Origin of the sequence: Sorangium sp. So ce362 (assembly GCF_051519845.1) — a bacterium.
Classification (GTDB): domain Bacteria; phylum Myxococcota_A; class Polyangia; order Polyangiales; family Polyangiaceae; genus Sorangium.
In genome coordinates this window covers 1698985-1722776 of record NZ_CP150332.1, presented here as the reverse complement: position 1 = coordinate 1722776, position 23792 = coordinate 1698985, and the positions used below count along the sequence as shown (strand labels likewise).

General features: G+C 71.2%; 23 protein-coding genes. 12 read left to right on the top strand and 11 right to left on the bottom strand.

From position 1 onward, the window contains the following. Positions 1 to 251: 251 nt before the first annotated feature. The 4 genes from WMF17_RS06820 to WMF17_RS06805 form a co-directional block, all read right to left on the bottom strand. Positions 252 to 635: a response regulator gene (locus tag WMF17_RS06820; protein WP_437601141.1), complete on the bottom strand. Its 384-nt coding sequence runs from the start codon at positions 633 to 635 to the stop codon at positions 252 to 254. A gap of 258 nt (positions 636 to 893) precedes the next feature. Beyond that, a complete protein-coding gene (locus WMF17_RS06815; RefSeq protein WP_437648710.1) occupies positions 894 to 2843 on the bottom strand; it encodes an ATP-binding protein in 1950 nt (649 codons plus the stop codon). Between the two features lie 178 nt (positions 2844 to 3021). After that, positions 3022 to 3693 (bottom strand): hypothetical protein, encoded by a 672-nt coding sequence (locus WMF17_RS06810; RefSeq protein ID WP_437601139.1) that lies wholly within the window; start codon positions 3691 to 3693, stop codon positions 3022 to 3024. Continuing rightward, a complete protein-coding gene (locus tag WMF17_RS06805; protein ID WP_437601138.1) occupies positions 3690 to 4880 on the bottom strand; it encodes a hypothetical protein in 1191 nt (396 codons plus the stop codon). Before WMF17_RS06805 ends, WMF17_RS06810 begins: the two co-directional genes overlap by 4 nt. A 238-nt stretch (positions 4881 to 5118) precedes the next feature. On the opposite strand from WMF17_RS06805, the gene WMF17_RS06800 reads away from it, so the two are divergent. The 5 genes from WMF17_RS06800 (at position 5119) to WMF17_RS06780 (ending at position 9345) form a co-directional block, all read left to right on the top strand. Next, positions 5119 to 5436 carry a putative quinol monooxygenase gene (locus WMF17_RS06800; RefSeq protein WP_437601137.1) on the top strand — a complete coding sequence of 106 codons (318 nt, stop codon included), beginning with the start codon at positions 5119 to 5121 and terminating at the stop codon, positions 5434 to 5436. Between the two features lies 1 nt (position 5437). After that, entirely contained in the window at positions 5438 to 6616 is a 1179-nt protein-coding gene (locus WMF17_RS06795) for an iron-containing alcohol dehydrogenase (RefSeq protein WP_437601136.1), read from the top strand. A 27-nt stretch (positions 6617 to 6643) separates the two neighbouring features. Further along, the gene (locus WMF17_RS06790; protein WP_437578756.1) at positions 6644 to 6847 is read left to right on the top strand and encodes a hypothetical protein; all 204 of its coding nucleotides are present in this window, start codon (positions 6644 to 6646) and stop codon (positions 6845 to 6847) included. Positions 6848 to 6881: 34 nt separating this feature from the next. Next, a complete protein-coding gene (locus tag WMF17_RS06785) occupies positions 6882 to 7991 on the top strand; it encodes a class I SAM-dependent methyltransferase (RefSeq protein WP_437601135.1) in 1110 nt (369 codons plus the stop codon). Positions 7992 to 8178: 187 nt separating this feature from the next. Continuing rightward, positions 8179 to 9345, top strand: coding sequence for an acyl-CoA dehydrogenase (locus WMF17_RS06780; RefSeq protein ID WP_437487408.1), 1167 nt, complete (start codon positions 8179 to 8181; stop codon positions 9343 to 9345). Between the two features lie 40 nt (positions 9346 to 9385). On the opposite strand, the gene WMF17_RS06775 is transcribed toward WMF17_RS06780, so the two are convergent. Both WMF17_RS06775 and WMF17_RS06770 read right to left on the bottom strand, forming a co-directional pair. Beyond that, positions 9386 to 9865: a DUF2383 domain-containing protein gene (locus WMF17_RS06775; protein WP_437601134.1), complete on the bottom strand. Its 480-nt coding sequence runs from the start codon at positions 9863 to 9865 to the stop codon at positions 9386 to 9388. A 468-nt stretch (positions 9866 to 10333) separates the two neighbouring features. After that, positions 10334 to 10672: a polyhydroxyalkanoic acid system family protein gene (locus tag WMF17_RS06770; RefSeq protein ID WP_437601133.1), complete on the bottom strand. Its 339-nt coding sequence runs from the start codon at positions 10670 to 10672 to the stop codon at positions 10334 to 10336. Positions 10673 to 10976: 304 nt separating this feature from the next. On the opposite strand from WMF17_RS06770, the gene WMF17_RS06765 reads away from it, so the two are divergent. Together WMF17_RS06765 and WMF17_RS06760 are read left to right on the top strand one after the other, a co-directional pair. Beyond that, entirely contained in the window at positions 10977 to 12887 is a 1911-nt protein-coding gene (locus WMF17_RS06765; protein ID WP_437601132.1) for a hypothetical protein, read from the top strand. A 65-nt stretch (positions 12888 to 12952) separates the two neighbouring features. Beyond that, on the top strand, positions 12953 to 13957 hold the full coding sequence (locus tag WMF17_RS06760) for an N-acetyltransferase family protein (RefSeq protein ID WP_437601131.1): 1005 nt from the start codon (positions 12953 to 12955) through the stop codon (positions 13955 to 13957). A 184-nt stretch (positions 13958 to 14141) separates the two neighbouring features. On the opposite strand, the gene WMF17_RS06755 is transcribed toward WMF17_RS06760, so the two are convergent. The 4 genes from WMF17_RS06755 to WMF17_RS06740 all read right to left on the bottom strand — a co-directional run bounded on the left by WMF17_RS06755 (position 14142) and on the right by WMF17_RS06740 (position 19717). Continuing rightward, entirely contained in the window at positions 14142 to 15734 is a 1593-nt protein-coding gene (locus WMF17_RS06755) for a pectate lyase (protein WP_437601130.1), read from the bottom strand. A gap of 194 nt (positions 15735 to 15928) precedes the next feature. Then, a complete protein-coding gene (locus WMF17_RS06750) occupies positions 15929 to 17122 on the bottom strand; it encodes a PAS domain S-box protein (RefSeq protein WP_437648709.1) in 1194 nt (397 codons plus the stop codon). 181 nt (positions 17123 to 17303) lie between these two features. After that, entirely contained in the window at positions 17304 to 17846 is a 543-nt protein-coding gene (locus WMF17_RS06745; RefSeq protein WP_437601128.1) for a YkgJ family cysteine cluster protein, read from the bottom strand. A gap of 125 nt (positions 17847 to 17971) precedes the next feature. Further along, positions 17972 to 19717 (bottom strand): WD40/YVTN/BNR-like repeat-containing protein, encoded by a 1746-nt coding sequence (locus tag WMF17_RS06740; RefSeq protein ID WP_437648708.1) that lies wholly within the window; start codon positions 19715 to 19717, stop codon positions 17972 to 17974. A 25-nt stretch (positions 19718 to 19742) separates the two neighbouring features. Here WMF17_RS06740 and WMF17_RS06735 point away from each other — a divergent pair, with 25 nt between their 5' ends. The 4 genes from WMF17_RS06735 to WMF17_RS06720 all read left to right on the top strand — a co-directional run bounded on the left by WMF17_RS06735 (position 19743) and on the right by WMF17_RS06720 (position 22441). Then, positions 19743 to 19988 carry a hypothetical protein gene (locus WMF17_RS06735; RefSeq protein WP_437648707.1) on the top strand — a complete coding sequence of 82 codons (246 nt, stop codon included), beginning with the start codon at positions 19743 to 19745 and terminating at the stop codon, positions 19986 to 19988. Positions 19989 to 20404: 416 nt separating this feature from the next. After that, complete coding sequence (locus WMF17_RS06730) at positions 20405 to 20602, top strand: hypothetical protein (RefSeq protein ID WP_437648706.1); 198 nt, start codon at positions 20405 to 20407, stop codon at positions 20600 to 20602. 433 nt (positions 20603 to 21035) lie between these two features. Further along, positions 21036 to 22301 carry a hypothetical protein gene (locus tag WMF17_RS06725; protein WP_437648705.1) on the top strand — a complete coding sequence of 422 codons (1266 nt, stop codon included), beginning with the start codon at positions 21036 to 21038 and terminating at the stop codon, positions 22299 to 22301. Further along, positions 22196 to 22441, top strand: coding sequence for a DUF6223 family protein (locus tag WMF17_RS06720; protein ID WP_437601124.1), 246 nt, complete (start codon positions 22196 to 22198; stop codon positions 22439 to 22441). The genes WMF17_RS06725 and WMF17_RS06720 overlap by 106 nt, the downstream gene beginning before the upstream one ends. On the opposite strand, the gene WMF17_RS06715 is transcribed toward WMF17_RS06720, so the two are convergent. Continuing rightward, positions 22438 to 22947, bottom strand: coding sequence for a DUF3943 domain-containing protein (locus WMF17_RS06715; protein WP_437601123.1), 510 nt, complete (start codon positions 22945 to 22947; stop codon positions 22438 to 22440). The genes WMF17_RS06720 and WMF17_RS06715 overlap by 4 nt on opposite strands. A gap of 340 nt (positions 22948 to 23287) precedes the next feature. Here WMF17_RS06715 and WMF17_RS06710 point away from each other — a divergent pair, with 340 nt between their 5' ends. Then, a complete protein-coding gene (locus WMF17_RS06710; protein ID WP_437648704.1) occupies positions 23288 to 23782 on the top strand; it encodes an SDR family oxidoreductase in 495 nt (164 codons plus the stop codon). Positions 23783 to 23792: the final 10 nt, after the last annotated feature.

Below are 23792 nucleotides of genomic sequence, written 5' to 3'. Positions count from 1 at the left end.
CGAAGACTCGCGCCATCGTGCAATACGGAACACAACGGCCGATACCGGTTCTCAGGGATCGCGATTTTTGTCCGTGGATCGCGGTCTTCAGGCCGAGAGGTGAGACATGCGCGAGGCCAGGAGGGCCCCCGGAGCACGGGGGCAACCATGGCGCCGGGCGGGCGGGGTGAGCGTCAGGAGGGGATGCCGTCGTCCCCCGGCCGCCGGCTCGGGCCAGCCAGCTCGCCGGCGCGGCGACCACGCCGCCCGGCTCACCGCCCCGGCGCGCCGCAGATGCGGTGGACCAGATCGAGCAAGGGCTCGATCTGGAGCGGCTTCTTCAGGAGCCCCGCGACGCGGAGCCGCGACGCCTCCTGCTCGGCCCGCACATCGGCGGACACGATCACCACCGGGACTGACGAGAGCGTCGGGTCGCGCTGGAGCTCGGCGCGCAGCTGCCACCCATCCATGATCGGCATCATCAGATCGAGCAGGATCAGCGCGGGCAGCGGGTCCTTGCGCAGCATCGCGAGCGCCTCGGCGCCGTCCGACGCCTCGTCGACGTCGTAGCCCTCGAACACGAGGAGCTGCGACAGGATGCTCCTGATGTCCAGATCGTCCTCGACGACCAGGATGCGGCCCGTTTTCTCGGTCATGCTCGAACCTCACCACTGGACCGCGCCGCGCGGCGCGCTTCCGCTTCGCTGCTCCACCGAGCAGCCCAGCTGCGGCCCTGCCCGGTCGAGCGTTCATGGGGCCCATGAGGCACCTTGAGCGCGCGCAACCGCCGCCGCAAGCGGACGGCCCCACGGCGTGGCGCGCAGATCGCAGAAGTCACAGAAGCGCGCCCGGCGCGCGGCCCCGCCCTCCTCTCTTCGTCGGAGGCCTCTCCCGTCGAGGACGGCGCGCCGCGCCTACTGGGCGGCCTCCTCGGGCACCTCGTCGTCGGCCTCGCCCGGGGCGCCGCCGCGCTCCTCGCCCGCCCGCGCGCGCCACGCGGGCAGGAGCACGCGGAAGCACGCGCCCTGGCCGACCTCGCTCTCCACCCCGAGCTCGCCCCGGAAGCGCGTCACGATGCCGTGGCAGATCGCCAGCCCGAGCCCCGTCCCCTCCCCGATCGGCTTCGTCGTGAAGAACGGGTCGAAGATGCGGCTCCGGAGCTCGGGCGCGATCCCGGGCCCGGTGTCGCTCACCTCGATGCGCACGCGGCCGGGCGGCGCGGGGGCGGTCGTGATCCGGATCTCGTTCTCCGCCTCCTTCCCGTCCGGCAGCGCCTGCGCGGCGTTCACGAGCAGGTTCAGGATGACCTGGCCGAGCTGCGCCTCGTTCGCGTGGACGGGCGGCACCGCGCCGAGCTCCAGGACGAGCCGCGCCTTGCTCTGTATCTGCTGCTGCGCCATCCGCAGCACGAGCTGGATCACGCGGTCGACCTCGACCGGGCCGAGCTCGCCGTCGTCGGCGCGCGAGAACGTCTTCAGGCCGCCCACGATGTGCCGGACGCGCGAGCCGCCCTCCGCGGCCTCGTCGAGCGCCGAGAGGAGCGCGTCGAGGCGCGCGGCGGCGCCCTTGGCGCGGAGCTCCTTGCGCGCGAAATCGACGTTCGCGACCATGTACGCGAGGGGGTTGTTGATCTCGTGCGCCACCCCGGCCGCGAGCGTGCCGAGCGAGGCCATGCGATCGGCGAGCAGGAGCCGCGTCTCGATCTGCCGGCGCTCGGTGACGTCGGACACGGCCCCGAGCATCCGGTACGCCTTGCCGCACGCGTCGCGCAGGACGATACCCCGGTCGTGGACGTCGGCGTAGCTGCCGTCCGCGAGCAGGCACCGGTACCAGAGCTCGAACGTGCTCTCGCCCCCTTCCATCGCGCGCCGCAGCCCGTTCATCACGCGGTCGCGATCGTCGGGGTGGACCCGCTCGAACCACCACGCCGCGTCCTCCTCGATGTCGGCGCCGCCCGTGCCGTAGAAGCTCCGCATGCGCTCGCTCCCTGTGACGCGCCCCGACGAGAGGTCCCAGTCCCAGAAGGCGTCGCTCGTCGCGCGCACGACGAGCCGCATGCGCTCCTCGCTCGTGCGGAGCGCGTCCTCGGCGGCCCTGCGCACCGTCATGTCCACGACGACGCCGACGCCGCGATCGCGGGCCCCCTCGACCAGGGCGGGGGCGACGAGCACGGGCAGCCGCCGCCCGTCGCGGGCGAGGAACTCCTTCTCGAACGGCGGGCAGATGCCGTGCTTCAGGACCTCCGAGAGCGCGCGCTGGTCGGCGGCGCGGAGCTCGGGCGGCGTGATCGCCACCCAGCTCAGGCGGCCCGCCTCGACTTCCTCGCGCGCGTGGCCGATCATGCCGAGGAACGCGTCGTTCGCGTCGAGGATGCTCCCCGCCGCGTCCCACACGAAGAGGCCGATCACCTCCGTGAACACGTCGCGGAAGGAGCGCGCGGCGCGCTCGAGCAGCGCGCGCTCCGCCGGCGCCCGGTCGGCCGCGCGCGCGGACGACCGCCGCCCCCACCACACCGCCGCGTCGAGCTGGATCGAGATCGACGGCTCGGTCGCCGCCGCCACGACCGTCGCGCCCGCCTCGAGCAGGGCCGTGGCCGCGCCCGCGCTCCCGGTGACGGCGACCACGGCCACGCGATCGCCGCCCGGCGCCGCGCGCAGCCGGCGGCAGAGCGCGAGCGCCTCGTCGAGCGGCCCCTCGGCCCCGAGCACGGCCACGTCGAACGGCTGGGTCGCCAGGAGATCCAGGCCCGCCTCGATGTCCCGGGCCCGGGCCGCGACGTAGCCGCGCGCCGCCGCGAGCGCCTGCGCCGCGCCCGCGGAGCCGCCTGGGAAGATCAGGATCCTGGGCTGCTGTGCTCCCGCCACCGGCGCAACATCCCGCGCGCGGCGCGCAGACGCAATACCGGCGCAGCGCGCTCCTGCTCCCCCCTGCTCCCTCACCTCCCCCCTGCTCCCTCGCCTCCCCCCTGCTCCCTCGCCTCCCCCCTGCTCCTTCGCCTCCCCTCACCCCTCTTTCCTCCCCCGCCTCACTCTCCTCCGTGCGTCACCCGACCCCGGTCCTCCGGTCGTCGAACCATTGGCATGCGTTTGCAAACCCCGCGCGCTGAGACGACTTCTTGTAACAGAGGAAATAAAGCCTTCCGCCCTGAACACCGCATTCGGTGCGGTCTTTCCAGCAGGCGAGGAGCTCCGGATCCACGGCCGGGTTGCTCGCGATCGTCATTCCCTCCTCGAGCTCCGGCATGTCGCCGGGGCAGCCCACCGGGCCGGAGGTCATCGGGACCCCCACCGTGTTCGACTCGATGCCCGTGTTGAAGATCGCCTCGGCCACCCGGCGCGCGGCGGCGGCGCGGTCCGGACCGCAGAGAGAGAGGATATCGAGGCTCGCGCGATCGACCTGAACGAGGACGAAATTGCGCCCCTCGGTGACGGTGAGCCCGAGCCCGCCCGCGGTGTACTCGTGACGGAGCAGGTCGGGCGTGTCGTCCGTGGCTTCGTGGAGCGCGTGGCGCGCCCCCACCGCCTCGCTGTGCGGGTTGAGCTCGCTCCGGAAGATGGAGTCGCACCAGTACAGCGAATCGGCGCGTGCCTGGGCCGGCACCTCGTCGAACCGCCCGACCGGCGTGAAGCCGTCCGGGGCCACGCGCGCCACGGCCGAGAGCCACGCCGCGACCCTGGCGCCGACCTCCTGCGTGAGACATTCCTGCGCGTTCATCGCCCACCTCCAGAACGTCCGTATCTCGCCACGATCTTCTCGACGCGGTAACCGTCGTTCGGCGCCGAGCTGAACCAGATGAGCCCCCAGAAGACGCCCAGGATCGGCTCCACGCTGTCGAACACCCCGGCGCCCCCCGCGTAGTACCGCGTCACGCCGCCGTGCGTGAACTCGAGGAGGGCCTCGTACCGGTTGAGCCCCGGGCTGAGCGACCCGTCGGGGAGGCGCGTATGGGAGGCGGGATAGGTCCTCCCCTCCTCGACCGGGCCGTCGATGAGCGCCGCGCGCCACACGCGGCCGCCCTCGACCTTCGCCACATCGAGCCCCGCCCACGGCTGCTCCTCCAGATCGGCCGACAGGGTCCTGCGCCCGCCGTCCACGTTGGGATCGCCCCAGACCACGAGGATGCGCGTCCGCCCGGGGATCCCGAGCTGGCGCAGCATCCCGCGGAGGAGGCGGACGATCGCCTGGCACTCGCCCGTCTCCTCCACGTAATCGGTCATCGCCCAGGCCCCGCCCTGGTCGTTCAGGTACGTCGGGTGGTGGTACTCCCGGGGCACCCTGGGGCTCGGCAGGAGCGTGTAGGTCGGGAACCTGGCCATGATCCCGTAGACGATCTCGTGGGGGTCGAGGGTGTTGAGCGGCGAGATCCAGGAGACCGCCCTGTCCATCCGCTTCAAGGTCACCCCGTCTTCCTGCCAGACGTCCTGTCGGTCGGTCTGCGGCCTGCCCATCGTGACATAAACGACGTTCGAGGTCCGGCCGGGCGACAGCGTGGCTCCACCGCCCGCCGACCAGCTCAGGTTGAGGTCGAATTTCTGGATCCTCCTCCCGATCTTCCGCGCGGACGAGAGCTCGAGCGGCGCGGGGCTGGCGGCGACGCCCCGGCTCTCGAAGGTGAGCCCCGCCGGCCCGACGCCGCGGATCTCGACCGGCGCCGCGCCGGGCGCGCCGCCGCTCGACGACAGCCCGAGCCGGATGACGACGCTCCGGCCCATCGAGATCGACAGAGGGACGGCGCGCTCCGGCGTCCACTCGGGCCGGGGGCACGGGTCGCCCGCGTTCCTCCAGCGAGTCTCCCCCGCGCAGCCTTTCAGGAGACCGTGATCGGACACGAACTCGATGGATTTCAGCGCGATGGACTGCGCAGCATCGGGCTGCGGGGTCTCCGTGGTCGGATCCGCCATATCGACCTTCCTCGCTCACGGCGTTCATGGACTCGACACCTGCCGGGCCACCCGCCGATTCACGGGGATCGTAACGCCGGAGCCGGCCGGGCCAAGTCGGGAGTCGACCCAGGGGGCGAAGGCGCTCGGCCGACGGCGCGCCGTCGGCAAGCCCGCGCGCCGGTAGACCCGGAGGCCCGCGCGCCCGCGCGTCACGAGCCGGGTTCCTGCGGCAGCGCACCCGAGCTAGATTGCGCGCATGCCCAACAGCCTGTTCATCGTGCACGTCCATGTGCACGTCAGACCCGAGCTCACCGACGCCTTCCGCCAGGCGACGCTCGAGAACGCGCGCGCGAGCGTCAAGGAGCCGGGGATCGCCCGGTTCGACGTCGTCCAGGACATCGAGGATCCCGCGCGCTTCGTGCTCGTCGAGATCTACAGGACCCAGGAGGCGCCGGCCGCGCACAAGGAAACGGAGCATTACAAGCGGTGGCGGGACACCGTCGCGGAGATGATGGCCGAGCCGCGGACCAGCCGGAAATACGTCAATCTCTTCCCTGACGACGGGGGGGTTTGACATGGCGTCTCCGGCCAACCCGCTCGCCTTCGAGCTCGCCACCGCGACGCGCATCGTCTTCGGCGCGGGCAAGCTCGCCGAGGTGCCCGCGGCCGTGCGGGCCCTCGGCGGGACGCGGGCGCTCGTCGTCACCGGGCAGCGCCCCGGCCGCGCCGCGCCGCTGCTCGCCGCGCTCGCCGAGGCGAAGATCGGCGCCGTGACCTTCGCCGTCGCGGGCGAGCCCACCGTGGAGATCGCCCGCGAGGGCACGTCGAGGGCCGCGGCCGAGCGGTGCGACGTCGTCGTGGCCCTGGGCGGCGGCAGCGCGCTCGACGCCGGCAAGGCGATCGCCGCGCTCCTCGCGAACGGCGGCGACCCGCTCGACTACCTCGAGGTCATCGGCCAGGGGAAAGCGCTTTCCAAACCGGCCGTGCCGTTCGTGGCGATCCCGACGACGGCGGGCACCGGCTCGGAGGTGACGCGCAACGCGGTGCTCGCGTCCCGGGAGGCCGGCGTGAAGGCGAGCCTGCGCAGCCCGCACATGCTGCCGCGCCTCGCGGTGATCGACCCCGATCTGCTCGCGGGCGCGCCGCCCGAGGTGCTCGCGTCGAGCGGGCTCGACGCGCTCTCGCAGCTCATCGAGCCGTTCCTGTCGAGCCGCAGCAACCCGATCACGGACGGGCTCGCGCGCGAGGGCATCCGCCGCTCGGCGCGCTCGCTGCGCCGCGCGGTCCTCGAGGGCCCCGACGCGCCGGCCCGGGACGACCTCGCCGTGGCCAGCCTGCTCGGCGGCCTGTGCCTGGCGAACGCCGGCCTCGGGGCGGTCCACGGCTTCGCCGCGCCGGTGGGCGGCACGTTCGACGCGCCCCACGGCGCCGTGTGCGCCGCGCTCCTGCCGGCCGTCCTCGAGGTGAACCTGCGGGCGCTGCGCGCGCGCGCCCCGGATCACCCCGCGCTGCCGCGCCTGGATGAGCTCGCGGCGCTCGTCACGGGGCGCGCCGGGGCCGGCGCCGAGGAGGGGATCGCGTGGGTGCGCGAGCTCTGCCGCGACCTCGCGATCCCGGGGCTCCGGCGCTACGGCGTGAGCGAGGCGGACCTCCCGGCGCTTGTCGTCAAGGCCAGGGCGGCGAGCAGCATGAAGGCGAACCCGCTGCCGCTCACCGACGAGGAGCTGACCGACATCGCCGCGGCGTCCTTGTGACGGCGGCGCCGGTGGTATCATCCCGAGGTGGCAAGCCCCTACCGCACGAGGCCGTCCTCCTCGCCTGCCCGGCCGACCGATGAGAGGCGGCTCGGCGTGGCGACCGTGGCCTTCGGCCTCGCCTGCGGCGTGATGGGGCTGTCGCTCGCCGACGAGGGTCGGGCAGAGTGCGCGCTGCTCACGGGCCTCGGCGGCTTCGCCCTGCTCCTCCAGCGCGAGGGCGCTCGCTAGCCTCCCCCTCCCCATCCCCGACGACCGGAGCTCGATGAAGAACGATCCCGCCCCGACGAATCCCACCCTCGACGCCATGCTCGCCGCCCAGCGCATCGCGTTTGCGCCCGTCATGTTCCAGGTGGCGCGGGTCATGCGAAACCGCGGCGTCCTCAGGGCGCTCCAGCGCGCCGGCAAGGGCGGCCGGACGGCGGCGGAGGTCGCTCAGGACACCGGCCTCACCGCCTACGCGACAAAGACCTTGCTGGAGGCGAGCCTGAGCTTCGGCCTGGTGGAGCCCGCCGGCGACCGCGGCGAGCGTGGAGAGCGCTACGCGATCACGCGGGTCGGGCTCATCGTCGAGAACGACCGGATGACCCGTATCAACATGGATTTCATCCATGACGTTTGCTACGAGGGCATGCGTTTCCTCGACGAGGCCATCGAGGGTGGCAAGCCGGCGGGCCTGAAGGTCTTCGGCGAGTGGCCGACGGTCTACGAGGCGCTCCCGGCGCTCCCGCCGAAGGTGAGGGAGAGCTGGTTCGCCTTCGATCACCTCTACTCCGACTCGGCGTTCCCGCAGGCGCTGCCCGTCGTGTTCGAGCGTCGGCCGAGGACGCTGCTCGACATCGGCGGCAACACCGGTCGATGGGCGGTCCAGTGCTGCACGCACGACCCCGACGTGCGGGTCACCATCCTGGATCTGCCGGGCCAGCTCGAGGACGCGCGCGTCAACGTGGAGCAGCACGGCCTGCTCGGCCGGGTCATGGGCACGCCCATCGACTTCCTGGATCACGGCCAGGCGTTCCCGACAGGCTTCGACGCCATCTGGATGAGCCAGTTCCTCGTGTGCTTCTCCGAGGCGGACATCCTCCAGATCCTCCGCCGGGCGCGCGCCGCCATGGGGGAGAAGACGGAGCTCTGGATCCTCGACACGTTCTGGGATCGGCAGGAGAACGAGGTGGCGGTCCACTGCCTGCACGGCTCTTCCCTGTATTTCACGTGCCTCGCGAACGGGAACAGCCGCATGTACAGCGCCGCCGACATCAAGCGCTGCATCGATGAGGCGGGGCTCACCGTCGACGCGGAGATCGACCATCTCGGCCTCGCCCACACGCTGCTCCGGTGCCGCCGGCGCGACGTGCCCGCAGAGAAGCGCGGGTGAGCCGCTGGACGGCGGAGAGCGCGTAGCAACCTGGACGATCCGGCCCCCGGGCGGGCGGTGACACGACGGATGAGGCGGCCCGCGGCGCGTCGGGCGCGTTCGAACGGCTTTCGCCTGCGGTCCTCGCGGTGCATAGTGGGAAGCCCCGACGGCGCGCCGCGCCATGGACCCACAAGGAGAAACCGTCGTGTCCCATCCTCCGCTCACCCAGCTCTCCGACGAGGAGCGCCTCTTCCGCGACTCGGTGCTTGATTTCGCCAGGAAGCGCATCGCGCCGCGCGCGGCGGCGATGGACGAGCAGGGCGCGCTCGACCGCGATCTGCTCCCTCCGCTGTTCGATCTCGGCCTCATGGGCATCGAGATCCCGGAGTCTTACGGGGGCTCCGGCGCGAGCTTCTTCAACGCGATCCTCGCGGTCGAGGCGCTCGCCGTCGTCGACCCGAGCCTCAGCGTGCTCATCGACGTGCAGAACACGCTGGTGGCCAATGCGTTCCTCCGCTGGGGCAGCGAAGCGCAGAAGGAGAAGTACCTCCCGCGGCTGAGCCGTGACTGGGTGGGCTCGTATGCGCTGAGCGAGGCGGGCTCCGGCTCGGACGCGTTCGCGCTCTCGGCCCGGGCCGAGCGCAAGGGCGACCGCTGGGTCCTGAACGGCCGCAAGCTGTGGATCACGAACGCGAACGAGAGCTCGCTGTTCCTCGTGTTCGCCAGCGTCGACCCGTCGAAGGGGTACAAGGGCATCACGGCCTTCGTGGTCGAGCGCTCTTTCCCTGGGTTCTCGGTGGGCAAGAAGGAGAACAAGCTCGGGATCCGCGCCTCCAGCACGTGCGAGCTCGTCCTCGAGGACTGCGAGGTGCCGGAGGGCAACGTGCTCGGCGAGGTCGGCAAGGGCTACAAGATCGCGATCGAGACCTTGAACGAGGGTCGGATCGGCATCGGCGCGCAGATGCTCGGCCTGGCCGCGGGGGCGTTCGAGCACGCGATGCGCTACATGGGCGAGCGGAAGCAGTTCGGGCAGTCGATCGCGAGCTTCCAGGGCGTGCAGTTCCAGTATGCGCGGGTGGCCATGGAGATCGAGGCCGCGCGCCTCCTCGTCTACAACGCCGCTCGGCTCAAGGACGCGGGCCAGCCGTTCGTGAAGGAGGCTGCGATGGCCAAGCTGTTCGCGTCCGAGGTGGCCGAGCGGACGGCGTCGCTCAGCATCGAGTTCATGGGCGGCGTCGGGTTTACCAGGGACTATCCGGTCGAGAAGCTCTACCGCGACGCGAAGATCGGGAAGATCTACGAGGGCACGTCGAACATGCAGCTGTCCACGATCGCGAAGCTGCTCCAGACCGAGTACGACGTGAAGGGCTGAGCGGGGGCCCGCCGGAACAATCCGCAGGGCCCTGGCCGCGTCACGGCATCTGTCGCTTGAGATCGGCGAGCGAGCGCAGCGTCGACACCTGCTGCGGCAGGATCACGTCGCGGACCAGGACGTGCGACTCGGAGTCGAGCTCCTCGATGTCGTTCCGGTAGTCCTTCAGGCCGTAATCCTCTCCCTCCGCGAGCACCGAGAGCGCCGTCCTGTCGCCGAGCGCCAGCGCGGTCCGCTCGACGACCTTGGCCAACGCGCCCCATGGCCCGGAGCTCGACGGCGGGTCGCCTCCGAGCTCCTCGATCCTCCGGCGCAGCAGCTGCACCCGCGCCTGGTGCGACGCCAGGTTGCGCCGCAGCCGCTCGATCACCCGATCCTCGTGCGCGGCGGCGATCGCCTGACGGTAGGTCTCCACCGCGGACATCTCGCCGCGGCAGAACGATTTGAGCTGCTCGATCGCGTCGTCATCGATCAGGCCATCGAGGCCCACGCTCTCCTCTGCGTATGCGAGCTGTTCCATGGGTACTCTCCTGAGGTTGCTGATGAACGCCGATTCGTCTCCTCCCTACCTCCCGAGCAGCAGCCACCGCGCCCTGCGTCCGCGCGAGGATGGTGAGCGAGACCGCCACAATCGGACCTCGCCGCGGAGAGCTTACGACCTCTTGCCTCAGGGGTACATTTTCGCCTCACACGGGGTCGGCCTCGGTTGAACTCCTTGGATTTTATTCAAATCCCGTTCCACTCGCACGGAGATTCGCTCTCCCTTCGCAGAACATGAAACGTACCGGACGTGTCCGTCGCGAGAGGTCTGCGAGCTCACAGATGGGTGGCAGAACACCTCGCGCCCGGGGCACAATGCCACGGCGAGGCGGTCACGCTGTGACGGATGGACACGGCGATCTCGGCAGCGCCCCCGCGGCACGGCGCGGGGCGCGGAGAGCGCGGCGCGGGGGGTCGTGGCGCTGGCGCTCTGCGCGGCGCGTCGAGCTCAGAGGGCTCCCTCCAGGGCCGCGCCCCGCGACCGCTCGCGGTGCGCCTCGTCGATGAACCGCCGCATCGCCGTGTCGATCGCCGCGATCGCCATGCGCTGGAACATGCGCAGCGGCAGCGGCACGTCGATCTCGAGATCGACGGTCCGGGGCCGGAGCTCGATCCGCCCTCCGAGCTTGCAGCCCTTGAAAGAGAAGCCGAGATCCGCGCGCCGCTCGTCGCTCCAGAGCATGGACGGGGCGTACTCCGCGTACCGGTCGCAATACTGCGCCATCGCCCTCAGGACGGCACTCTTCGCCTCTTCGTCGTTCAGGTCGTGATGGACCGTGTGCTTCATGATGACCTCGGGTGATGGCTGGAAGCTCGGCTCCAGCGGGAGCTGACGCGCGACAGGCTCGGCAGCCCGTCGGTCATAGAGAGCAAGCTGGGTGCCGCCGGCTCCGGCGGGGACGACCGCCCCGACCCGACAATTTCTCCGGAAATCCGGGCAAAATCGCGCACATCTGCGCGCTGTGCGTGGCGAGGTCCGCCACACGCGAGACAGATCGCTACGGCGAGCCCAGCGCCCGCCCGCTCACGTCACGGGTCAGCTCGGCGGCACGGCACGTGCGTTCCACCCGTTCATGCAGGGAGCTGGCGCCGTGAGGTCACCGTCTGGGCTCAGAGGGTGGCTCGGCCCGCGCGCGAGCAAGGCGCTGAAGGCGGTGTTGATCCTGCCGGTCGCGCTATGGCTCGGCTACGTCGTGATCGTCAACGTCCTGCTGAGCACGAAGCTCATGGCGAGGCTCGTCAGCTACAACCCGATCGACGTAACGCTGTTCTACGGCTCGGCGTGGAGCCTCTGGCCGGGCGTCGTGCACGTCGAGGAGATCCGGCTCAGCGGGGCCGACAGCACGCTGGAGTGGGCGGTGGTGCTCGACGAGGTGCACGCCGACATCCACCTGACCGATCTGCTCTGGAAGAAGTTTCATGCGGAGGACGTCCGCGGGGAAGGCTTCATGTTCCGCATGCGCTTGCTCGTGGATCCGACGAGCGAGCGCGATCTGGAGGCGCCGCACATCCAGGCGCTGCCCCCCATCCCGGAGTTCACCAACCCTCCGCTCAAGCCGGAGCTGCCGCCGAAGCGCGATCTCGAGAGCTCGGACGAGGGCTACAACCTCTGGACAGTGCACCTGGAGGGCGTGGACACGACGCTCGAGGAGGTCTGGATCCAGCAGGTCCGGTATGCCGGCGGCGGCCGCGTGCGCGGGGGGTTCTACTACAAGCCGCTCCGCTCGGTCCGCGTCGGGCCGATCGCGCTGGAGCTCCGGTCGGGCGAGGTCCACCTCGCCGACCGCGTCATCGCGCGGCTCGACGCCGACGCCGACGTGACGATGAACACGTTCGATCCGCGCGACATCGAGGGGCTCGACATCCTCGACACGACCTGGGCGCGCGTGCGCCTCGACGCGCAGCTGCCGGGGCTCGACTTCATCCACTTTTACACGGGCGAGGGCGCCGAGCCGCGGATCGAGGACGGGAGCGGAGGGCTCCGGACGAACCTCGTCGTGAACCGGGGGAAGCTCGAGCCGGGCAGCTCCCTCTCGTACGGGACGAGCCACCTCGTGGCCTCCGCCTCGTCGCACCGGGCGACCGTCGCGGCGGACGTGGATCTCCGCGTCGACGAGCGCGGGGAGGCGCGCCTCGCGGTGGCGGTGCCCCGCGCGACGCTCGAGCGCCCGGAGAAGGGGCTGCCGCCCATCGTGGTGGAGAGGGCGAGCGCCGTCTTCGATGCGCCGGAGCTCCACCTCCTGCGGCTCCCGCCGGGGTTCTCGTCGAAGGTGGATGTCGTCGCCGCGGCGATCCCGGATCTTCGCTGGCTGAACGCGGACGGCGCCGCGCCGGACGCGCCGCGGTTCACGGGCGGCGCCGCGTTCGTGCGGAGCAGCCTCGATATCGACCGGCTGGGCCGCGGGACGGGCGCGCTGAGCCTCCTGCTCAAGCACGGGGCGCTGACGTGGAAGGAGACCCGCGTGAAGGGCGACGTCGAGGCGCGCGTGGCGCTCGCCGCGGCGAACGTCCTTGGCCCGACGGCCACGCTCGGGAAGAGCCGGATCGAGATCAAGGACCTCGCGATCGAGCACGAGGGCGAGGCGTGGCCGGGCTGGTGGGCGCGCGTCGACATCGACGACGCGAAGGTGGGACGGGGGCTGATCGAGGCGGCGATCCGGCTCGAGTGCAAGGACGCGATGCCTGCGGTGAAGCTGCTCGACGCCGAGGACGTCATCCCCAGGTGGGCCGCGGGGCTCCTCACCATGGAGGGGCTCAAGGCGTCGGCGACGGTGAGGCGGAAGGAGCGCGACGTCGATTTCAGGCTGCTGGAGGCGCAGGGGGGAAACCTCGCCATCCGCGGGCGGCTCACGAAGTCGGACGGACAGGAGCCGCTCGGAGCGTTCCTCGTGAAGAGCGGGCTGCTCTCGCTGGGGATCGGCCTCGATCGGGACGGGGCCGGCGTGCACCCGCTCGTGGGCGACGACTGGGTGAACGAGAAGATGGCCGCGCTGGGCCGGTGAGCCGCCGCCCGCGGGCGAGGGGCCGATGGGTTTGCGCGCGGCGCGGAGATGCGCTGAGGTGCCGCATGGACGAGGCCATCCGGATCCGCGCCGCCCGGCCGACCGACGCTGACCGGGGGGCCGTGGCGCGCCTCAACGCCGCCGTCCCGCGCGAGGAGCGGCACGACATCGAGCCGCGCTCTCCCGGCGCGCTGGGGGAGCTCGACGCGCTGCTCGCGCGGCGCGGCCACGCGCTCGGGCGCCACGTGGCCGAGGTGGTCGCGACGGGCGAGGTCGTGGCGTACGGGCACTGGTTCCACGTCCCGTGGGCGCATCACCCGGCGCGGTTCTGGTGCTCCGTGCGGTGCGCTCCGGGCCACCGCCGCCGCGGCATCGGCGCCCGGCTCTTCGCGGCGATGGAGCGCGACCTCGAGCGCCTGGGCGCCCGCGAGCTCCGCGCCATGGCGCGCGAGACGCAGCCGGAGATGGTCGCGCTCGCGGCGAGGCGGGGCTTCCGGGAGCTCTTCCGGAGCTGGGATTTCGAGCTCGATCTCGCGCCGGGGGGCGCGCCGCGCGCCGGGGAGGGCGCGCCGCGCGCCGGGGAGGGCGCGCCGCCGCCGGGCATCGCGATCGCGCCGCTCTCGGAGGAGCGGGCGCGCCGGCCCGGGTGGCTCCTGGAGCTGCACGCGCTCTACCTCGCCGTGAGCCGCGAGGTGCCGCTGCCGAACCACGTCGACCCCGAGCTGCCGGCAGAGGCGTTCGCTGCCTACCTGGAAGGGTCGCCGGCGTCGCTGCCCGAGGCGTGCTTCCTCGCGAAGGAGGGAGGCCGGTACGTCGGGCTGTGCATCCTGCACCGGAACGAGGAAGACCCCGCGTGCCTCGACCACCTGTTCACGGGCGTGGCGGCGGGGAGCCGCGGGCGCGGGGTGGCGAGGGCGCTCAAGCTGGAGACGGTCGCCTTCGCGCGGCGCCGGGGCTACGCGCGGATCGCGACGGCGGTCGAGTCGAACAACCCGGGGATGCTGGCGCTGAACGAGCAGCTCGGGTTCGTGCGGCGCGGGGGCCTCGTCGTGCTCGAGAAGCGGCTGTAGGGGCCGCGAGGCGCTCCCTGCGCGAGGCGCGGGCGCTTCGAGCTGCGCGCGCCTCCCGCTTCACGTCGCCAGATCGCGCTTCAGCCGATCGAGGAGATCGACCGCGGCGCCGCGCGCGGGAGAGGCACACCGGGAGACGGAAGCAAGAGCTCCACCGCTCCACCTCGACTTGAGGGGTTCCCCCTCACGGGAAGGCCGGCGCGGCCAGCTCGTTGAGGTACTCCTCGAGGTTCGTGTAGCCGTCCCCGTCGTCATCCCCGTTCCGGTCGTCGGCGCCGTTCGGGTCGAGGTTTCGGTCCGTTTCCCAGGCGTCGGGCATGCCATCACGATCCGTGTCGGCCATCGGCGCTCCGATGGCGAGCGCACCGTATCCATCGGCGCCCGCGCCGAGGTCCGACTCGTCCTGGATCTTGATCCCGCCTTGCTCGCCGAGTTGTCGCACGAGCAAGGCATCGACCTCATCGCGGGCAGGAATCACCGCGCCAGCCCCGGCCATCACGCGCTCGTAGGCCAGAGGCGCATCGTCGGTGCAGACCTGCGGCGCGGCGAGCCGCTCGTTCAGCTGCGTCGCCGTACCCACCATGCTCCAGTCGTCCTTCGATACGTCGAGCACGCCGTTGCCGTTACCGTCGAGCAGGTTGCCCTCGAAATAGAGGTTGTACGTGGGGACCCCATCCGCGTTGGTCGACCCCGACACGAACGCCTGGGTCGCGGTCCGCTCGCCGTGGGAAATGAAGTAATTGCCGACGGCGTTCGCGTAGTGCATGCCGTTCGCCGTGTCCGCCATGATGAACGGGTGCTTGCTGATGCTCCAGCCCTGCGACTCGCCGTACGGATCAGGAGCGTTCCAGCCATAGATGACGTTGTTGACGAAGTCGAGCACGCGCCCGTCCTCGGAGCGCGCCTTCGGGTTGCGCGTACCGTTGAAAGCATAAATGGAGTGATGGATCGTGGCGTTGCTCGCGGTGAGGAGCGACCCTGCGGAGTGGTTGTTGCGCGCGAGTCCCCAGGCGACGATCGACCATTGCACCGTGAGGTTCCTCGGCCCCACGGCTTCGTCCCCTGGCATGGAGAAGTTCTCGTCGGTCCCGAAGCCGACCGAGCAGTGGTCGATCATCACATCGCTCGCCGCCGAGCTCACGGTCATCGCGTCGTCCCTCGCCGTGGTCGCGACGATGCCGCGCCGGACCCGCAGAAAGCGAACGATGATGTTATGGCCCCCGATGGAGAATTTCCTGCCTCGGACCCCGACGCCGCCCCCCGGAGCCGTCTGTCCGGCGATGGTGATGTTGTTCTGCGTGATTCCCAGATTGCTGCTGAGCGTGATCCACCCGCTCACGTCGAACACGACCGTCCGGTTGCCCGCGCTCACGCATTCCCTGAGGGAGCCTGGGCCCGAATCGTCGAGGTGGGTCACATGACACACGTCCCCGCCGCGCCCGCCTGACGACAGGCGGCCGAACCCCTCGGCCCCAGGGAACGCGAGCCGCTGTCCTGTCGCGAGGGGCTCACAGGGCGCCGGCCCTGCGGGGGTCCCTCCCGCGCTTCCCGAGCTGCCCTCGCCGGCGCCCGTCCCGCCGCCTCCAGCGCTGACCGGGCTGCCGCCCGTCCCGCCGCTGCCCGAGCTCACGGCGACGGTTTCACCGCCGCCGGACGCGCTGCCGCCCGAGGACCCGCCGGCCCCGACCGTCCCTGGGTCCCCGCGCGAACCGTTGCCGGAGCTGCAAGCGGCAGAGAGGATCGTGATGCACAGAGCCCATGGTTCGAGGTGGCGCATGAGCCATCCCTCAGCACGACCGCCAAGCCACGGCAAGGAGGCGCCCTGTTACAGGGTGATGACGACCTTCCCGCGCACCCTGCCCTCCGATGTGCCGGAAGGTGAGCGAGATCCGCGACGTCCGGCCCTCGCCCTCCGCGTCGCCCTCCCGCCGGATGCTCTCCTGGAGGACAGCGCGCGTGAGGGCTCATCCGTCACCGGGGACGAGCGGCGCTCTGGCCCTGAGCGCCTCGAATCGTCTTGCCTTGTTCGCCCGCGGGGGCGCTCCGTTGCTGGCGCAGGATGGAGTGCTTCAGCCCGGCCTGCAGGTTCGACAGCGTGATGAGGTTCTGCAGATCGAGCCCGAGGCTCACGACCGTCTGGGCGACGGTCGGCCGGATCCCCGTGATGATGCCCTCGGCGCCGAGCAGCTGGAGGGCGCGGATGAGCTTGATGATGTAGTTGGCGGTCTGGGTGTCCACCGTCTCGACGCCGGTGAGATCCAGGATGGTGCACCGCGCCTGCGTGCGGACGACGGCCTCGAGCAGGCTGTCCATCACCTCCGCTGTCCTCGCGCTGTCGATGACCCCGATCATCGGCAGCGCCAGCACCCCGTCCCAGACCTGAAGGATGGGCGTCGACAGATCGCGAATGACACGCTGCTGCACCTCGATGAGCGCCAGCTTGTCCTGGAGCTCCTGCTCCCGGCTGTGGCTCTCGGAGATGTCGATCGAGACGCACGCGGCCGCCATGGTCGTCTCGCCGCCGGAGCGGACGGGCATGAACCAGGTCTCCCAGGTGCGGCCGTTCCCCTCCGCGACGTTGTGGGACGCCTCGCCGTCCAGGGCCTGTCTCAGCGCCGTCATGTCCTTGCCCGCGTAGAGCTCGAACACGTTCTGCCCGAGAGCCCATCCCGGGGCCAGACCGAGCACCTTCAGCGCCGCGCCATCGTAGTAGAGGAACGTGCCCTCCGCGTCGACTGCCCAGCACGAGACCGGGAGGCTCTCCACGATGGTGCGGAGCAGGTGCTCCTCGAGGGCGTGGCGCGCCTCTTTCTGGACCCGCGCCGTCACATCTCGCCCGAAGCACACGACGCCGGTCACCTCGCCCTGCTCGTCGACGATGCGCTCGTGCAGCCACTCGCAGTGCGTCTCGCCCCCGTCCTTGCGGACATGGGCCCAGATCCGGGGCTCGCCGGCGTCCTCCTCGAGCAACCGCCGCCACGCCGCGGCGTCGCCCCGCGCGGCGACCAGCGCGTCGATCCTCCGGCCGATCGCCTCTCCCGGCGCGAAGCCCAGCAGGCGCTCCGCCGCACCGTTCCAGGCGACGATGTCGAGATCGCGGGAGAGCTCGACGATCCCGAGCGGCGCTCGCTGCAAGAGGGCCGCGTACCAGTCCGCTGACCTCACGGTAGATCCGGACGTTCCCTGCGGTGGTCTCGTGCTCCCCATGAAGACGTTATACGACGACCCGCGCAGCGCGGACAGAGCTCGCGCAGTGAGCGCTGATTTCGGCTCATCGCCTTTCAACCTGCTCGGTGCCCTCGCGCCAGGATGGCTCGTGCCGCGCGGGCGCCACGAAGCGCACGCGTCAGCCCTCGCCCGAGAGCAGCGCGGCGATCGCGGCGCGCTGCCCTCGCGGCCGCCCGGCCGCGTCGGCGTGGGCCATGTCGAGGGCGGCCAGCACCGTCGAGAGCGTCGTCTGGTCCAGGACCGACGATGCCTCGATGGCCTGGAGGTCCTCTCCAACGAAGTTCCTCGGGCAGGCGTCGATGACCGGCAGTGCTCGCCCGCCGGCCGGCGCGAACCGGATGGGCAGGCCGTGGGTGCGGCAGATGAGCGGCCGCGCCGCGTAGATCGCGCACCGCCCCTCCCCGTCGAGCGCCGGGCACACGCCGGGGTCGCCCGCCCGCGCGCGCCCGGCGAGCGCCGCGCGGTCGGCCTCCGGGAGCGCCGCGAGCGCCTCGCGGATGGCGTCGGCCTCGATCGACGTCACCGAGAATCGCCGCCGGCAGCAGTCGCTGCACCCCGACGCGCAGGCCATCCGCCCGCCGTGGCGCGCGCTCGCGCTCGAGAAGAACGCGTCAACCTTGGCGAAGAGCTCGCGGAGGCGCTCGATCGGCGGGGGATTCACGCGCCGGGTTCTAGCAGCCGATGCCGTCGCGGGCATGGGTAGTCATCGACGGGGATCACGCGCACCGGCTGGCGCTCGCTCGGCTCGCTCATGAGAACCCAGGAGGTCGCGATGCGACCGCAGCGTCAGGCACCTCTCACCGCGCTCTCTGCGGCACCGCCGGGAAGGTGCGCGTCGTCATGACGCCGGCGCAGCAAGAGGTTCTCTCCCAGCGCCCACATCTCGGCTCCGCTCCCGCGCACCTCGAACAGGGTGCTCCAGGCGCCGGACGCCTCGCCTCGCCAGGTCCAGCCGCCATCCGTCGAGCGCAGGAGAACTCCATCGAGGCCGCACGCCCAGAGCGTCCCGGCCTCGTCTCCCCAGACGCTCCTGAGGCTGCCGGAGACCTGAGCCAGCACCTCCCAGGTCGCGCCGCCGTCCCGGGAGCGCAGCACGTCGCTGAGGGTCATTCCGCCGACCGCGAAGAGCTCGTCGCCCCTGCCCCAGATCGCCGACAGATCACGCGTGCTGCCGCTCTCGACAGCTTCCCACGTGGCGCCGTCATCGGCCGTGCGGACGATGGCGCCGCCGCGGCCCACCGCCACGGCGAGCTGCTCCGGCCCTGCCCAGACGGCGCCGAGGCGCGGCTCGGGCGGGGTCTCCAGCGCGATCCATCGGTATCCGTCCGCGCTGAGGCGGCAGACCCGGCCATCGAGGACGGCGAACGCTCTCCCTGCGCCCTGACCGTGCACCGAGGAGCCGCCGGGCGTGCCCGTCACGTCGATCCAGCGATGTCCGCCGTCCCTGGACCGGATCTGCGCGACGCCCTCGCCGACAGCCAGGATCTCCTCGCCGCGACCCCACACGGCGATCAGCGAGCCGGCGCCCTCCTCGGCGCTCCGCTCCCAGGTCTGGCCACCATCGCGGGTCCACGCGGCGCTCCCCCCGTCGCCCACAAGCACGACCCTCCCGGATCCCTCGACCCAGAGTCCCCGGAATTTCCCCCGGAGAGGCACCTTCTCCCACGGGCCCTCGAGCGGCGCGTCCCCTGCCTGGACTGGCACCTTGGCGAAGGTCTTGCCGCCGTCGATGGACCGGAAGGCGGGGCCAGTCCCCACGCACCAGATCGAAGCCTGGTCGTCGCTCCACACCGCGTACCGCTGCTGATCGGACTTCATCGATGGGCGCGCCCAGGTGCGGCCCTCGTCGTCGCTGACCGCCAGGAAGCCGCTGTCGCCGGCCGCGATCATCCGGCCGGCGGAGCCGAGCCACAGCGCCTGGATGGAGCGCCCGCTCCCGGTCGAGCGCGACTCCCACGAGGCGCCCCCGTCCCGGCTCGTGTGGACATGACCGTCGCCGTCGCCCACGGCCACGATCCCTCCGCGCGCGCAGAGCGCCCGCGGAGACCGGCCGGGGACCTTGTGGCGCGCCCATGTCGCTCCTTGCAGGGTGGCGAGCTCTCCTTCGAGCGCGAGCGCGAGGAAGCGGCCCTCGGCGTCCATGGCAGCGGCCTCCAGGCAGAGGTCGTCGAGCCTCGGCCCGGCTTCCCAGGTCCGGCCATGATCGCGCGAGCGGAGCACCGTCCCGCCGAGCCCCACGGCGATGGCCTCGCCGTCGTCGCGCAGGGCGACGCCGCGCAGGTCGGCCTCCGCGCCGCAGCTCACGTCGGACCAGCGCTGCCCCTCGTCGATCGAGGACACCAGGGTGCCGCTCTGGCCGGCGGCGATCAGCGCCGGGCCGGCGCCTGCGAGCGCGCTCAGGTCCTGGCGGACGGGCGTTTGCATCCTTCTCCAGCGCTGGCCGCGATCCTCCGAGCGCAGCACGTGCCCTTCGGAGCCCACGATGACGAGCAGGTGACCTCGCCCCCAGAGGGCTCTGTGCCGGATAGTCATTCCAGGCAGGATAGCAGGGGCGTCGATGGACCGCGCCCTCCTCGTCCGGCCGTGCGCCGGGTCGAGCTCCGTGCGCCAGAAATCCGGCCAGGGACGGCTCGACAATCCGAGTGGCGGCCAGAGCTGCACCCCCACAGGCGCGACCACCTTTGGCCGCAGGACCGCGATCTGCCGCTGGAGGTTCCCCGAGCAGTTGCGGGTCTGCAAGACGCGCACAGGGTACTTTCCGCCGGAGCCGGCCGGCAGGCAGGGCACGGAGTTCGTGACCTGAAATGCGGACGCGGGCAGTCCCAGCTCCTCGGTGAAGAGCTGGTGGGCAGGTCGTTCACGAGGCGAAAGGGCGGCTGCTCGGGCTGCCGGTGACGCTCAGTTGCCGCTGCGAGCACCGGCCCCGGAGCGCCCGGCAGAAATCCATTGCGATTTCATCATATTGCGACCTCTTGTATCGCATATATGCATCTACGACAGCACTTCGGAACGATAGATAATGCGTAGCTGCGCCACGCGACGCTTGCGCTGGCTCCTGCGCTGCGGCAAGTGGATGCCAAGGAGGCCTCGATGAACGTACGACTTGCTGGCTCTTGGCGGGGCTGCACATGGGGTGCACGCACGCTGGGGGACAGACCGGGGAGGATCGCCTCCGGTCCCTGCAACTCCCCCCGGAGACGGCTGGTCCGACCGTGGACCATGACCTCACCGACCCGAGGCCCCCTCGGTGTGGAGGACGTGTACGCCGGCGGTGGATCGGGGGGCAGCTGCACGGGGTGCGTCGGCGCCTTCGCTCTCTCCGTCGAATCGCGCTGGGAGACGGCCGAGTCGACCCGTCGGGGCCATGTGTACCTGATCGAGAACGGGACGCTGCTCGGCGAAGTCGGCGCTTTTTGAGCCCAGCCCGCGGTGCGCGCGTCCGTCTTTCACCCACCGAAGCGGCCTGCGGAGCGCAAGGGCAGCGCAAGCGACGCTCGGCCGACGCGTCGCCGCTCCTACGGCAGGCGAGCTCGCCTCGATCGGCGCATCCCGTCGTTCATCCCGCCGCGCGGGCCGTGAACGCGAGTTGACAGCTGTCCAATCGAGGCGCTCGCAGCGCCTCGACGAGCCTGTCGCACGCTCGGCGTAAACGGGCATCTCTTCACAATTGAACGCAAGATTCAGTCGATGGGCTTTTGTTCGCCGGAGCTTGACGGTCGCGCTCGCATCGAACACTCTTCCGCCTGCATCGAGGCTGGCGCTGCTTGGATCGCTTGCCACCGGCTTCGGGGCGCGGCTCGATCTGGGCCGCGCCTGGCGGGAAGTTTGCTTAGGAGAACACACACGAATCATGAATAAGATCATTGGTTTGGCCGCCCTGCTGCCGCTGCTGATCAGTTGCACCGCGGCAGTTGAGGACGAAGGTTATTGGGCAGGAGAGGAGGACTCGGAGAGCGATGTCGGCGTCGCCGAACAGCACCTGATCGCTCCCGGGATCATCAATTGTGACACGGGCACTCAAGAAGTCCGATCGCTATGCGAGATGGCCCTGAATCGCGTGAACTCGGAGCTCGACGCCAGAGGCATCACCATCGACAGCAACGGGATTCTCTTCAAGCTCGATGATCCGACGGACAGAAAGATCGACACCGGACACTCGTGTACGGTGAGGGCCGAACAGCGGCACGCCTCTTACACGGCGCTCCTCAAGAGCTCTGCTAGCCTGGACATCACGGGCAACTCGCTGACTCGACCGCTGGCCATCAAGCTGTCGTTGCCTGTCGAGTACTCCGCAAAGATCGATGTCAACCAGACGTTCGGCTACAGGGTCCTCGGCTCCTGCAACAAGTCGGGGAGCGACAGCTACAGCCTGCGTGGCAGCTTGGCGACCACGGCAGACATCGTGCTGGGCCTGGATCTGAATCCCAAGTTCGGGCTCCGAGATAACGGAGACTACGCCATCACCCTGGAGCCCAGGGTCGCCGTGGCGACCGCGCTCAGAAACACCAACCTCGATCTGCGGGTGTCAGGCGTCAGTCCGATCACTCCCGTCGTGACGTTCGCGACCGGCTTCAGCTCGACCGTGGCCAAGTCGGTCACGGCCCTGTTCAGCGGGGACAGCGTGTCGCGCATCGTCGAGGGGAGCGCCGCTTGGGACTTTGGGGCTCCCCTCCTGCTGGGTATCGGGGCTCTGCCTCGGCCGCTCGAGGATGCGGTGTTCGGCCTGATCGAGTCTCGGGGTGAACGCGAGATTGAGAGGTCCGCCGCGCGCTTCGGGCCAGGCTTGCAGGAGGCGCTGCAGCAGAAGCTGAACGCGGCCCTCAAGCTCGAGAACGGCAAGCGCGTGCTCATCGTGCGGCGAGATTTCTTGCAGCAGCTCACCGGCGGAGCGGCCCCGTCCTCGCTGTTCGTCGAGGTGTGGCGTCCGCAGAACCCGCGCGCGTCGTGTGAAGCGCGGGCCAACGAGCGATGCAGGGACCAACCGTCGACCTGCGAGGCGCTCTCGCGTCAGTGCCACCAGGAAGAGCAGGAGTACCTGCGGCTGTATCCGCCCATTGCGTCCACGATCGGCAGCTTGAGCCCGATGCAGCCGCGCTACGTGTCGACTTCGCCCTAGAGCGGCGGCCGCTCAGCGGCGGAGTGGCCCGCTCCGTCGGTCGTATCGGCACCGGCGACGGGCGAGCCGGGGCCATCGTGGCCCTGGTGCTGGGGCTGCTCGCTATGGTTTCTGGCGGAGTTTCTCACGCGCGGAGCTAGCAGTCGAAGACCCCGGCGCCCCGCTCGATCTCGCCGAATGGATCCATGAGCGCGCGCACGAGCACGCGCGCCGGTGCGCTCTCGATGCCCCCGGCCGCGCGCCACGTCGCATAGCGGAGCTCGCCGAGGAGCGCCCCGGCGAGCGGCGTGTAGACGAGATCGAGCGCCGACGGGCGGACGCCGTTGGCCTCGTAGCCGTACTCCCAGAGGTGGGTGCCGGCGATGGCGAAGGCGACCGCGGCCGGCGCGCCGAAGCGGCAGCTCCGCGCCCTGAAGTAGATCTCGCTCCCGAGCAGGCCATGACCGATCACGTTGATCGGCCACGGGTCGTGATCCCACCGGAAGGCGGGCTGAGCGGCGTCGAAGAGCGGCGGCTTCGTGAGCGCCTCGCCATAGTGGTATCCCCAGCGCTCCGGGCGAAAGTCGGCGAACGGCTCGGGCCACAACACCGCTTCCACGCTGCGGGTCACCGTGAACATGGCCAGGGTGTGCACGATCGGCGGCACCCAGGCAGGCTCCGCGATCCCGGCCGTGATCTCGCCAGGCCGCGCCTCGGGCGCACGGGCCCGAGGCGCGCGTTCCGGAGGAGCGGCCGGTCCGGCCGGCGGAGGGGCCGAATCGACCGGCGGTGCCGTCATCGGCGGTGCCGTCGCGGCCCGGCCGGCGCACGCGGACGATAGGACGGCGAGGACAGCAGCGGCGTACGGGCGGATCAGGGCCATCGGAACATCCGGCGCGGCGCGCGCGCCCGGAGACGGCGGCCGGACACGAGTCTAGCGCGCCGACGACCCCGGCGACCCCGGCGATGCGCCGGCCTCCCCAGCGCCCGGGTTATCCTCCCGCCCCATGGCCGGGATCATGATCGTCACGGGCGGCAGCCGCGGGATCGGCGCCGCCACGGCGCTGCTCGCCGCGAGCCGAGGCTACACGGTCGCGGTGAGCTACCTGCGCGCGCGCGAGGCGGTCCGGCGCATGTCCACGCGCCGCGGCGGCGCGGGAGGCGTCATCGTGAACGTCTCGTCGAGGGCGTCGCAGCTCGGCTCCCCGGGCGAGTACATCGACTACGCCGCCTCGAAGGCCGCCGTCGACACGCTCACGATCGGCCTCGCCAAGGAGGTCGCCGCGGAGGGCATCCGGGTCAACGCCGTGCGACCCGGGATCATCGCGACCGACATCCACGCGAGCGGCGGCGATCCAGGGCGCGTCGAGCGGCTCCAGGCGAGCCTGCCGCTGGGCCGCGCCGGCAGCCCCGAGGAGGTCGCGCACGCCATCCTGTGGCTCGCCTCCAGCGAGTCCTCCTACTGCACCGGCTCCCTCCTGGACATCGCCGGCGGCCGCTGAGCCCCGCCGG

What these genes read in the sequence shown, in the direction of transcription:
- WMF17_RS06710 (WP_437648704.1), top strand. Translation starts at nt 23,288, where the DNA reads ATGGCCGGGATCATGATCGTCACGGGCGGCAGCCGCGGGATCGGCGCC.
- WMF17_RS06805 (WP_437601138.1), bottom strand. Translation starts at nt 4,880, where the DNA reads ATGGCGGATCCGACCACGGAGACCCCGCAGCCCGATGCTGCGCAGTCC.
- WMF17_RS06820 (WP_437601141.1), bottom strand. Translation starts at nt 635, where the DNA reads ATGACCGAGAAAACGGGCCGCATCCTGGTCGTCGAGGACGATCTGGAC.
- WMF17_RS06755 (WP_437601130.1), bottom strand. Translation starts at nt 15,734, where the DNA reads ATGCGCCACCTCGAACCATGGGCTCTGTGCATCACGATCCTCTCTGCC.
- WMF17_RS06740 (WP_437648708.1), bottom strand. Translation starts at nt 19,717, where the DNA reads ATGACTATCCGGCACAGAGCCCTCTGGGGGCGAGGTCACCTGCTCGTC.
- WMF17_RS06760 (WP_437601131.1), top strand. Translation starts at nt 12,953, where the DNA reads ATGGACGAGGCCATCCGGATCCGCGCCGCCCGGCCGACCGACGCTGAC.
- WMF17_RS06730 (WP_437648706.1), top strand. Translation starts at nt 20,405, where the DNA reads ATGACCTCACCGACCCGAGGCCCCCTCGGTGTGGAGGACGTGTACGCC.
- WMF17_RS06795 (WP_437601136.1), top strand. Translation starts at nt 5,438, where the DNA reads ATGGCGTCTCCGGCCAACCCGCTCGCCTTCGAGCTCGCCACCGCGACG.
- WMF17_RS06735 (WP_437648707.1), top strand. Translation starts at nt 19,743, where the DNA reads ATGGACCGCGCCCTCCTCGTCCGGCCGTGCGCCGGGTCGAGCTCCGTG.
- WMF17_RS06810 (WP_437601139.1), bottom strand. Translation starts at nt 3,693, where the DNA reads ATGAACGCGCAGGAATGTCTCACGCAGGAGGTCGGCGCCAGGGTCGCG.
- WMF17_RS06775 (WP_437601134.1), bottom strand. Translation starts at nt 9,865, where the DNA reads ATGGAACAGCTCGCATACGCAGAGGAGAGCGTGGGCCTCGATGGCCTG.
- WMF17_RS06725 (WP_437648705.1), top strand. Translation starts at nt 21,036, where the DNA reads ATGAATAAGATCATTGGTTTGGCCGCCCTGCTGCCGCTGCTGATCAGT.
- WMF17_RS06770 (WP_437601133.1), bottom strand. Translation starts at nt 10,672, where the DNA reads ATGAAGCACACGGTCCATCACGACCTGAACGACGAAGAGGCGAAGAGT.
- WMF17_RS06785 (WP_437601135.1), top strand. Translation starts at nt 6,882, where the DNA reads ATGAAGAACGATCCCGCCCCGACGAATCCCACCCTCGACGCCATGCTC.
- WMF17_RS06800 (WP_437601137.1), top strand. Translation starts at nt 5,119, where the DNA reads ATGCCCAACAGCCTGTTCATCGTGCACGTCCATGTGCACGTCAGACCC.